Annotated in this window: 11 protein-coding genes; 7 read left to right on the top strand and 4 right to left on the bottom strand. The window is 65.8% G+C overall.

The window, feature by feature from the left end; all coding sequences use genetic code 11:
- The coding region (locus tag CKO31_RS03155; RefSeq protein WP_274607683.1) for a protein-disulfide reductase DsbD domain-containing protein at nt 1–1,306 on the bottom strand (1,306 nt) is incomplete at its 3' end.
- A gap of 103 nt (nt 1,307–1,409) precedes the next feature.
- Nucleotides 1,410–1,844, bottom strand: a complete 435-nt coding sequence (locus CKO31_RS03150; RefSeq protein ID WP_200233999.1) for a hypothetical protein — start codon at nt 1,842–1,844, stop codon at nt 1,410–1,412.
- Nucleotides 1,845–2,320: 476 nt separating this feature from the next.
- On the opposite strand from CKO31_RS03150, the gene CKO31_RS03145 reads away from it, so the two are divergent.
- Together CKO31_RS03145 and CKO31_RS03140 are read left to right on the top strand one after the other, a co-directional pair.
- On the top strand, nt 2,321–3,112 hold the full coding sequence (locus CKO31_RS03145) for a DUF2189 domain-containing protein (protein WP_200233998.1): 792 nt from the start codon (nt 2,321–2,323) through the stop codon (nt 3,110–3,112).
- Between the two features lie 263 nt (nt 3,113–3,375).
- Nucleotides 3,376–3,627, top strand: a complete 252-nt coding sequence (locus CKO31_RS03140) for a cysteine-rich CWC family protein (protein ID WP_200233996.1) — start codon at nt 3,376–3,378, stop codon at nt 3,625–3,627.
- Between the two features lie 197 nt (nt 3,628–3,824).
- Here the strand turns inward: CKO31_RS03140 and CKO31_RS03135 are convergent, their stop codons facing one another.
- A complete protein-coding gene (locus CKO31_RS03135; protein ID WP_200233994.1) occupies nt 3,825–4,538 on the bottom strand; it encodes a DUF3379 family protein in 714 nt (237 codons plus the stop codon).
- Between the two features lie 206 nt (nt 4,539–4,744).
- Here CKO31_RS03135 and sthA point away from each other — a divergent pair, with 206 nt between their 5' ends.
- The 3 genes from sthA to CKO31_RS03120 all read left to right on the top strand — a co-directional run bounded on the left by sthA (nt 4,745) and on the right by CKO31_RS03120 (nt 6,868).
- Nucleotides 4,745–6,142 carry a Si-specific NAD(P)(+) transhydrogenase gene (gene sthA / locus CKO31_RS03130; protein ID WP_200233992.1) on the top strand — a complete coding sequence of 466 codons (1,398 nt, stop codon included), beginning with the start codon at nt 4,745–4,747 and terminating at the stop codon, nt 6,140–6,142.
- 51 nt (nt 6,143–6,193) lie between these two features.
- On the top strand, nt 6,194–6,499 hold the full coding sequence (locus CKO31_RS03125) for a CopG family ribbon-helix-helix protein (protein WP_200233990.1): 306 nt from the start codon (nt 6,194–6,196) through the stop codon (nt 6,497–6,499).
- Nucleotides 6,500–6,571: 72 nt separating this feature from the next.
- A complete protein-coding gene (locus tag CKO31_RS03120; RefSeq protein ID WP_200233987.1) occupies nt 6,572–6,868 on the top strand; it encodes a type II toxin-antitoxin system RelE/ParE family toxin in 297 nt (98 codons plus the stop codon).
- A 1-nt stretch (nt 6,869) separates the two neighbouring features.
- On the opposite strand, the gene CKO31_RS03115 is transcribed toward CKO31_RS03120, so the two are convergent.
- Nucleotides 6,870–7,181, bottom strand: a complete 312-nt coding sequence (locus CKO31_RS03115; RefSeq protein ID WP_200233985.1) for a site-specific integrase — start codon at nt 7,179–7,181, stop codon at nt 6,870–6,872.
- Between the two features lie 699 nt (nt 7,182–7,880).
- On the opposite strand from CKO31_RS03115, the gene CKO31_RS03110 reads away from it, so the two are divergent.
- Nucleotides 7,881–8,615 (top strand): MFS transporter, encoded by a 735-nt coding sequence (locus CKO31_RS03110; protein WP_200233983.1) that lies wholly within the window; start codon nt 7,881–7,883, stop codon nt 8,613–8,615.
- 668 nt (nt 8,616–9,283) lie between these two features.
- Nucleotides 9,284–9,964: a transposase gene (locus tag CKO31_RS03105; RefSeq protein ID WP_242475105.1), complete on the top strand. Its 681-nt coding sequence runs from the start codon at nt 9,284–9,286 to the stop codon at nt 9,962–9,964.
- The last annotated feature ends 26 nt before the right edge of the window (nt 9,965–9,990 follow it).

Raw genomic sequence — 9,990 nt, 5'->3', positions numbered from 1 at the left:
CTCCACCCATGCCCTGATCCATGCCCTGACCAATCCCCATGAGCCCCGTCCCCAGCGTCAGCGCGCCGGCGAGGCTCATGCCGAGCACCACGAACAGGTAGGCCATCAGGGTCACGAACAGCGGCGACTGCAGCTGAAAGCCCCAGCCCACCGCGGCGCCGCCGGCGCGCAGCGCCAGCAGCAACAGCCCGAGGGCGAGGAAGAAGACGATCACGCCGGCGGCGTAGGCGAGCCCGTGCAGGGCGCGGGCACTGAAGCGGGCCCCACCCTGCGCGGCGAGCCCGAGCGCCTTGATGGCGAGCACCGGGAAGACGCAGGGCATCAGGTTCAGCACCAGCCCGCCGAGCAGCGCGAAGGTCAGGGCCAGCGGCAGGCCGAGGTCTTGCGCCCCAGCGGAAGCCGCAGACGAAGCCGCAGAGGACACGGACGCCGCCCCGGGACCCGTCTCTCCCGGAGCAGCTGCCGCAGTGGCGTCGAGGCGCAGGCCGACGGCAGCGTCGGCGCTCGTGACCTTGAGCAGCCCGGTGGCGTGCACCGACCCCGCCGCGTCGCCGGGCGTCAGCGCCAGCAGCAAATCCCCGCCGTCCGCGCCCGCCTCGCGCCGCCAGCGCTGCGGCGCGGCATGGTTGACCAGGCCCCAGGCATCCGGAAAGAAATGGGCATCGTCGATTGACGCCGGCAAGGCCGCGGCCGGCACGCGCAGACGCAGCGCATCACTGCCCCGGGCCAGGCTCGCGGCGACCAAGCCCGCCTGCGGCAGCTCGGCACGGGCGTCGGCGAACAGGCGCCGGACCTCGGCGGAGGGCGACGCCGCGCCGACGGGGTCCGTCGACAGCGTCAGGCTGAAGCCGCCCTGCTCCGGGATGCAGGCTTCCTCGCACACCAGCCAGTCGGCCTCGGCCCTGACGGGCAGGGGCTCGCGGGCGGGCCAATCGGCCGGCACCCGTATCTCGACCAGGTGGACGGCGCGATCCGAGTAGCCGTAGTTCACCAGCGGCCCCACGGGGATGGGCGCCGGCAACGGCCAGCGGATGGGACCGGCGGTGACGCCGTCGGGCAGCGTCCAGTCGATGCGCGGCGGCTCCCCCGAATCGCCGGGATTACGCCAGTAGGTGTGCCAGCGGGGGCGAATGTCCAGGACCAGCGCCAGGTCCAGGGTGCCGCCGGGCTCCACCCCGCCCCGCTCGGCGAGGAGCCGAGCCCGGACGTTGTCCGTGATCACGGGCGCCGAGGCCGCGGGCCCGTCGAAGGCGCCCGCATCGATGGCCGGCTCGACGCGCGTCTCCGGCGCGGCCGGGGCGGCCATCGCCAACGGCCCCAAGACCGACGCGAGCACCAGCGCGGAGATTGGCTTCGCGCCCGGGCGCAGGCAGGAGCGGCACATCATGGTCGGGACCGGCTGCGCGCCGTCAGCGCCCGCGCCGGCGGCCGCGGCGCTCCAGCTTGCAGGCGCGCATGTCCTCCGCCAGCGCCGCGACGGGCACCTGCTCGACACCGCCATAGGCGTCGGCGGCCTGCGCGGCGAGCGCCGAGACGTCGCCAATGGGCGCCTCCGAGTCCGCCGCAGGCTCGAGCAGCCGCCGCAGGCCGGTGAGCCCGCCGGTTTGGATCTTCACCAGCACGCTGTGAGGCATCTGCGTGAGGTCGTCCTCGACCTGAAAGGCGTCGAGGCCCGTTCGCTTCAGGCCGGCGAACAGCGCAGTGCAGCGGTCGTGGGCAGCGGCATCGTCGCAGTCGTACTCGGAGCCGCCCCGGCGCACCACCTCCGTGGCGTGCCGACAAGCGGCCCGGGCCGTGGTGATGGGGGCCGCGAACGGACATTTGCGTGTGAGGGTGTCGCTCATGCGTGTGCCTTGAGTGGCTGAGACCTTTCCGCCTCGCGGCTTATGCGGTTGCTCTGCGGTCACATCAAGCACCTGCGCCGTGCGCGCAGACCAGGCGTCAAGGGTCAGGATTGACGCGAGCACCGCTGAAATCGGCCAGGTGTATCAGTGTTTTTACCTAGTCGCACCGGTGCTTATACAGAAAAGCATGGCAAGGTGCCGGGTTGCGCTTTGTCAATTTTTTTTGCACTGTTTCGCAGGGTTGTATTGGCCGCACCGATAATGACCTTCTCAAGCGGCCGATCGGCACCGCGCCCGGCGACCCAGGGCGCGGCCTGTCGGCACTAGGCCCCGTCCGCCCAAGCTCGTCACCGCGCGGGCGCGTCCATCAACAACAGAAAGAATCCGACACGAGCCGGGGCAAGGCGGTCCCTCCAGGCCACCGCCCGCAGCCGCCTCAGCGCTTGCTGACCAGAACGTCCACCGGAGGATATGCCATGACCGAAACCGCCGTCGCCGAGCAACAAGCCCGGCAGGAAGCGATCCGCATCAACCGCGTCAGTCTCGACCAGCCCTGGGAGTGGCTGGACAAGGGCTGGCACGACATGATCCGGGCGCGCAAGTACAGCCTCACCTACGGAGCCGTCATCGTGCTGCTGAGCGGCCTGATCACCCTCGGCTTCGTCAACGAGGGGCTCACCTTCATGGTGCCCTTCCTCATCGCGGGCTTCTATCTGCTCGCGCCCATCATCGGACTCGGTCTGTACCAGATGAGCGCTCACCTGGAGCGCGGCGAGAAGCTGCACTTCTGCCACTTCCTGGAGGCCTGGAAGGGCAATCAGGCCCAGCTCGGTGTCATCACCGCGGGGCTGCTGATCATCATGCAGCTGTGGATGATGTCCAACTTCGTGCTCTTCGCGCTGCTCTACACCGGCATGCATCCGCCGCTGGAGAACTTCTTCAGCACCGTGTTCTTGTCCGGTCAGAACAATATCTTCGCGTTGGCCAGCATCAGCGTCGGCTTCGTGCTGGCCTGGGTCGCCTACGCCATCAGCGCCATCTCGGTGCCCATGCTGATGGACCGGGACGTGGACGGTTTCACGGCCATCCGCACCAGCGTCAGGGCCATCATCGAGAACTGGCAGGCCATGACCCTGTGGGCGGGGCTGATCGTCCTGTTCATCGCCCTGGGGCTCATGTCCTTCTACATCGGGCTGTTCATCGCCATGCCGCTGGTGGGCCATGCCACCTGGCATGCCTACCGCGACATCGTGCCCCAGGAGGACTGACTGGCCCCACCGCCGGGAGACCGGGCAAGCATTCCGCGTGGGTCGAGTTACGCCGCGTAACCCTTTGATTGCTCGGTTACGCGATCGCCGACCCGACCACCGCTTACGAGATCGCTGGGAGTGATGACGATACCTGCCCGGTCTCCCGGGCAGAGGACCGAATGCCGCCCGGGATGGCGTCCGGCTTGAATCAACCCCGCCCCACCTACAGCTTTTCGGCACCCGGCGTCCCGCCTCCAAACTCACGACCCGACAGGTGCCCGATGAGCGACATGACCCAGCCCGACCCCGCCGAGCTGCAATCCGGCCCCAAGACCTGCGCCCGCTGCGGCGCCAGCTTCGTTTGCAAGGTGGACGACCTGCCGCACTGCCAATGCGTCGGCGTCAGCCTGTCGCCGGACCTGATGGGTCAACTGCAGCAGACTTACAGCGACTGCCTGTGCTCGCGGTGCCTGAAGGAGCTCGCCGGCAAGGAGCGCGACGGCGATGTCGTGCTGGCCGAGGGCAGCCCCTAAGGAGATGCCCGTTTATCGGCCTTGCCTCAGCGAAAGCTGGACGGCGCCCGCCCTGTTCTAAAACCCTGTTCTGCAACTGGGTGCTGGCTCGCGGCTCCTAGATTTTCAGCGAATTGCGGCGCTGACAGTGCCGGGGCATTCGGCCCCGCACGGGAAGCACCAATGAATCGACATTTCCCTCACGGCGCCGACATTGCTCACGGCCGCAGCGGCGGCGCGTCCTGCGGCCGCTGCCTGAGCCCCAGCCGGGAGGCCAGTGCGCCGAGCGGCTCGCCCGGCGCCCCCACCAGCGCCACCGCGCCGTCGCCGCGGGGCAGCAGTAGGGCATCGAAGCCGTCTACACGCACCCGTGCGCTGCCCGCGCGCGGTGTCGCCGGCAGCACCAGCGCTGTCACCGGTCCGCGGTCGCCGTCCATGACCAGGTGCGCCCCGCGTTGCTCGCCGATGCGACAGGGTCCCGCGTAGCGAAGCGTCGGCCCGGCCGCGAGGTGCGGCGGCCCGTCGACCCCGAGGTTATGTAGCAGCAGCCGCGCCTGCGGCAAGGGGACCGGGCCTCGCCCAGACGTATCTAAAAGGTCTGGCTCTGAGGTCACGTGAGCGACCGCCAACCGGCCAAGCTGCTGCCCCTCCGCATCGCCAAAGGCAGTGGGAGCCAGCTGCAACGCCCACCACACCGCCGCCGCCAGCAGCGGCAGCAGGCCCAGCAACAGCCAGCGCCTGCGAGCGCCACGCTCGTGCGGGAGCGGTGTGCCCGTCTCCGCGGCCAGCGCCCGGCGCAGCTCGGCCTCGAAGGCCAGCGCGCGCTTTGCCTCGGCGGCACAGGGCGGGCAGTCGCGGGCGTGACCCCGGAACTCGGGGTCCGTATCCATCGGGTCCGTCAATAGCCGGCGCTTAAATTCGTCGCAATCCATGGTGGAGCTCGTCTCGTTGGGCGCGTGGTCTGTCTCCTTCCGGGTCGATGCACCGGATTTCTTCCGATACAGACCGCTTGTTTGACCAGATTCTGTCGTCGGATCTGGCCCGGGGCGCATGCCAAGCAACCCCGTCTGCGACGGGTCCGAGCCCGCCGGGCCCTGTGATAACCTGACCCTTTGAGTGCCCGGGGACGATCGGATTCATGGCAGTACGCGCATTCGACAGCATCATTATCGGAGCCGGACCCGCCGGCGAAGGGGCGGCCATGAAGCTCGCCAAGGCCGGACAGCGGGTGGCCGTGGTGGAGGCCCACAATCAGGTGGGCGGCGGCTGTACCCACTGGGGCACCATCCCGAGCAAGGCCCTGCGCCACTCCATCCAGATGCTCGCGGACTACCGCCGCAACCCCCTGTTCCATCATACGGTGGACCAAGCGGAGGTGGAGTTTCCGGACCTGCTGCGCGCCGCTGACTCGGTCATCGACCACCAGGTGCGCACCCGCTACCGCTACTACCAGCGCAACCGCGTCGAGGTGGTCTTCGGCCGCGCCCGCTTCGTGGACGCCCAGCGCATCGACCTGGTGCGGCCCGACGGTGCCAGCGAGTCCCTGCGCGCGAATCATTTCGTCATCGCCACCGGCTCGCGCCCCTACCACCCGCCGGACGTGGACTTCGGCCATCATCGGGTCCTGGACAGCGACTCCATCCTCGGGCTCCAGCATACGCCGCGCACCATGACCATCTACGGCGCCGGCGTCATCGGCTGCGAGTACGCGTCCATCATGAGCTACCTGGACATCAAGGTGAACCTTGTCGACACCCGCGACCGGCTGCTGTCCTTCCTGGACGACGAGATCACCGACGCCCTCTCCTACCATCTGCGTGAGCAGGGCGTGGTCATCCGCCACGACGAAGCCTACGAGGCCGTCGAGCCCGGCGACGACGGCGTCGTGCTGCACTGCAAGTCCGGCAAGAAGCTCAAGACCGACGTGCTGCTCTGGGCCAACGGCCGCAGCGGCAACACCGAAGACATGGGGCTGGAGGCCATCGGCCTCACGCCCAACCGGCGCGGCCAGCTGGAGGTCAACGACAGCTACCAGACCGACCTGCCCCACATCTACGCCGTCGGCGACGTCGCCGGCCCACCGGCGCTCGCCAGCGCCAGCTACGACCAGGGCCGCTTCGTCGGCGCCCACATCGCCGACGGCCAGTGCGACTGGTCCCTGGTGGACGAATTCCCCACCGGCATCTACTCGGTGCCGGAGATCAGCTCCGTCGGGCGCACCGAGCGCCAGCTGACGGCAGACCAAGTGCCTTACGAGGTCGCCCAGGCCCACTTCAAGGCCATCGCCCGCGCCCAGATCACCGGCCACACCGTCGGCATGCTGAAGATCCTGTTCCATCGTGAAACGCTGGAGATCCTCGGCATCCACTGCTTCGGCGAGCAGGCCTCGGAGATCATCCACATCGGCCAGGCCATCATGCGCCAGCCGCCGCCGGCCAATACCATCCAGTACTTCGCCGAGACCACCTTCAACTACCCGACCATGGCGGAGGCCTACCGCGTGGCGGCGCTGAACGGGCTGAATCGATTGTTCTGACGCCGGCCCTCATGCAAGGTTGCGATAATCGCAACTAAGAAGAGGTGCACCGTGTCCACGACCATTGGCCTCAAGCTCGACGACGAAACCCGGAACCGGCTCCAACGCCTAGGCGAAGCCCGCGACCGCTCGCCGCACTGGCTGATGAAAACGGCCATCACCCAGTTCCTCGACCGTGAGGAGCGCATCGAGCAGGAGCGGCTGGAGGACGAGGCGCGCTGGCAGCGCTGGGTGGAGACCGGCGCCCACATCGACCATGACGAGATGACCGCCTGGCTGGACGGCCTCGCAGCCCGCGCGGACGACCCGAGCGGACAACAGGGCTCGCCGACGGCAGGACGCAGATACCGGGCGTGAGCGCCAATCCGCAGAAAAGGCCGATGGCCGGGCCGAGCAACCGCACGCCGTGATTGCCGACGAGCCCGGCCAATGGCGCTGATCTGGCTGCCGGAGGCCAAGGCTGACATCCAGCGCCCGTTCGACTTTCTGGCCGACGTCAACCCCACCGCCGCCGCGAAGGCCATCCGCCTGATCCGCATCGGCGCCGAAGCGGGCGGCTCTTGGCCGCCTCTGGCTCCAACGCTCCAACCCGCTCTCGCTCCAAGGCTCCAGCGTTGGAGCAACTCGCGACGCTCCCGCGTCGCGTCCGTGATGCCCGCGGATCATCAAAGATCCAACGGACTGCGCGCCTGCTTCACCGTCACGCTCGGCACCGTATGGGTATAGATCACCGGGTTCGGTCCTTCTGACCCTTGCCGTCATGAACCGTGAGCGGCCCGATCTCCAGGTTGACGTCCTGCACCCGCAGTTTCAGGCACTCGAATAGACGCAGCCCGCATCCGCGCAAGAGTTGTGCCGGGAACTCGAACGGCGGCGCGAGGTGGCTCAACACCCGCTGCACCTCCTCGCGGGAGAGCACAACCGGCACGTACGGTCGCTTCTTGGCCCGCGCCACCCCGTCCACCTGCCCGAATTCCTTGCCCAGCACATGCCGGAACACGAAGAGCACGGCATTGAAGGCCTGGTTGCCCGGCGCCACGCGCCGCGACCTAGTGCGGATCACCGGGACGCGACGAAGCGGCTCGGCCGCCGTGGAGGGCCTCAGCGTCGGTGCCCCTCGGCGAAGATGCCGGCGCAGCCCCGGCCGCCGGCTCCACGGCAGGCCGCTCGGCTGGTCGGGTGGCTGACTGCGAGGATTGCTGGGCGGATGGTTGGGCCGCTGGCGGGCGCGCCCTACTCGCCGCCGAGACGCGCGCAGTGTTGTGCGTGCCGGCCGAGTGCCCCGCACCCGCCTCACCCAAGAAAAAGTACAGCCGCACCGCGTCGACCGCCTGCTTGCGCATCCAGTCGGCCTGCCCCTTCTCCCGCAGCTTTCGCAGGAACGCCCGCACGGTTTCCCGCTCCAGCGCCGCGTGCTCACACTTGGCGCAGAAGTCCAGGTAAAAGCGCAGCCACCGCCGATAATGCGCCCGCTCGTACTCGGGAATCTCGTCCTGTGCCAGAGCCGCGTCGTAGCGAGGCCGGGGATCAGCGGGATGGCAAGCATCGGGGGAAACACCTTCTTCGGTATATCTCGCCGCTGAGGCCGGCTGTACGGAAGGACCCTCGCGCTCGTCACATTTTGTTGTCAACGGCCGACGTGCGGTGCTATTTTTGTTGTCAACGGTAGGTTTCCCGCTCGCGGGTTATCCCGAAACGGGACAATCAATTGTTGGGCCGCAACCGAACCGCCCAAGAAATGAACGAACTTGTTGTCAATCTTTCCGGGGCTCTTCTGTCGGGCATGTTCTCGGTTCTCGCCACTCTAATACCATATTTTTTGGAAAAGCGAAAAAGCAAAGAAGTACGGGTTCGAGAAATTGCAGAAGGTAATTACTCGCCATATCCCGGCTGGTCCTTGCTTTTGGCTACGTCTGTTCCGGCTTTGATCTATTTCTTAATAGCTGCGTACGGCGCTCTTTCGGGGGTGTTCGTGATCCTTTTAATCGGTGAGCAAATACCCGAATTTTGGGGCTTAATGAAATCTTTCGATCAGGCCAAATCTCCGGAAGTACTTTGGTATGGAACGCTGTTTGATATCGCGATGGTTTCCTCCGTAATGTTTGTGGTCATAGTTTTGTCTTCGAGATTTCTCGCTCATCGCAGCGGCAGGAAAGACAAGCTTTTTGTATTCTTGAGCGTTCTCGCGGTATGGAGCGTCAACCTGTCAGAATACGTGCTATTCCTTCCGGTAACGAGCGAGAATCTTCAGAGCCTATTTATCGTAAATAGCTTCGCGACCTTTGTCGTGTTTTTTCTTGCCGGCGCGCTTGGATTAAGATGGGCACATAGAACCCGCGATGACTTCATCGTTTCTGTTGTATTCGCGAAGTTATTAGGCAATGATCGTGCGGCTTTTCGCGATCTTGCGCTTGACTTGGTAGGAAGTGAGAAATACGCGGCAAGGCTCGCTCAAAATGGCTCGAATGAATGAGATCGCCCAACAAGTCCGCCAGCCCGACGCCAAACTGCGGCGGGCGCTTCGCGCGTCGCCGCAGTTTGGTGCGGGCTGCGGTTGACGTTGGCCTGTATTGCCGGCATACGGGCAACTTAATCTGAGAACTGTCGGCGTTGCTGGAGAAAGAAATGAAATACATGAAGATTTTGTATCTAATGCTTGCAGCGGCACCTATCGTCATACCTGGTGATGCGAGCGCTCAGTTCTATCCGTCATACGCATACGGCTTTAAACCATGCACATGGGAGATAGTATCATGGCAGCAGATTATTGTAGATACGGAATGGGAAAACGGAGTTTTGGTCCCCGTTATCGGATATAGACCTGTCTGGGCGTGCGTGCCAATTCACTAATGGAAAGATGCGAAACGAAAAATAGGATCGAGAGGCGGCGGGAAAACGGGGACAGACCACGTCGTTCTTCGAGGTGAGATGTGCCAGTGACGCAAGATGCGCCAACGGAAAGCATAAGTCGTGGGGAAAACAGGGACAGACCACGTTTTTCCAGCAGGGAAAACAGGGATAGACCACAGGGAAAACAGGGACAGACCACGTTTTTCTGCTAAACTCGCTGCATCGCCTCCAGGCTTCCCCGCCGATTGCCACATGCCCAGACGCGCCCGCATCGTCGCCGCCGGCTATCCCATGCATGTCATCTTGCGTGGGATCGACCGGGCGGCGGTGTTCTTCGCGGATGAGGATCGGCGGCTGTTCCTGGAGTGGCTCGGGGCCATCGCAGCGGCGGAAGGTGTGGCCTTACATGCGTATGTGCTGATGACCAATCATCTGCATCTGCTGATGACGCCGGCGCGGCGGGAGGGGGTGCCGGCGGTGATGAAGCGCCTCGGACAGCGCTACGTGCAACATGTGAACCGCACCTATCGCCGCACCGGGGCCTTGTTCGAGGGGCGGTTCCGCTCGGCGCTGATCGAGGCGGACACCTACTTGCTCGCCTGCCAACGCTATATCGAGCTGAACCCGGTCCGCGCGTCGATGGTTGCCGCGCCCGGCGACTATCCCTGGTCGAGCTACCGGGCCAATGCGCTGGGCGCGAGCGATTCGTTGGTGATGCCGCATGTGCTGTACCAGGCACTTGGCGGCTCTGAGGATGTGCGCCTTGCGGCCTATCGCGGGTTGTTCGAGGATGTGCTCGACGCCGAACTCCTCCAGCGCCTGCGCGCGTGCACCAACGGCGGCTTCGTGCTTGGCAGCCCGAAATTCGAGCGGCAGATCGCGGCGATGCTCGGGCGGCGGACCTGGAGGGGCGCGCCGGGACGGCCGCGCACGGAGACCGAGCCCGGCGAGCAACGGGAGTTGGCGCTTTAGCAGGCAGAAAACGTGGTCTGTCCCGG

Source organism: Thiohalocapsa halophila, from assembly GCF_016583825.1.
Classification (GTDB): Bacteria; Pseudomonadota; Gammaproteobacteria; order Chromatiales; family Chromatiaceae; genus Thiohalocapsa; species Thiohalocapsa halophila.
The sequence above is the reverse complement of the archived record's forward strand: the minus strand, read 5'-3'. Positions and strand labels throughout refer to the sequence as shown.

Coding starts and splice junctions, on each gene's coding strand:
- CKO31_RS03150 (WP_200233999.1), bottom strand. CDS start 1,844: ATGAGCGACACCCTCACACGCAAATGTCCGTTCGCGGCCCCCATCACC.
- CKO31_RS03145 (WP_200233998.1), top strand. CDS start 2,321: ATGACCGAAACCGCCGTCGCCGAGCAACAAGCCCGGCAGGAAGCGATC.
- CKO31_RS03140 (WP_200233996.1), top strand. CDS start 3,376: ATGAGCGACATGACCCAGCCCGACCCCGCCGAGCTGCAATCCGGCCCC.
- CKO31_RS03135 (WP_200233994.1), bottom strand. CDS start 4,538: ATGGATTGCGACGAATTTAAGCGCCGGCTATTGACGGACCCGATGGAT.
- sthA (WP_200233992.1), top strand. CDS start 4,745: ATGGCAGTACGCGCATTCGACAGCATCATTATCGGAGCCGGACCCGCC.
- CKO31_RS03120 (WP_200233987.1), top strand. CDS start 6,572: ATGGCGCTGATCTGGCTGCCGGAGGCCAAGGCTGACATCCAGCGCCCG.
- CKO31_RS03110 (WP_200233983.1), top strand. CDS start 7,881: ATGAACGAACTTGTTGTCAATCTTTCCGGGGCTCTTCTGTCGGGCATG.
- CKO31_RS03105 (WP_242475105.1), top strand. CDS start 9,284: ATGCATGTCATCTTGCGTGGGATCGACCGGGCGGCGGTGTTCTTCGCG.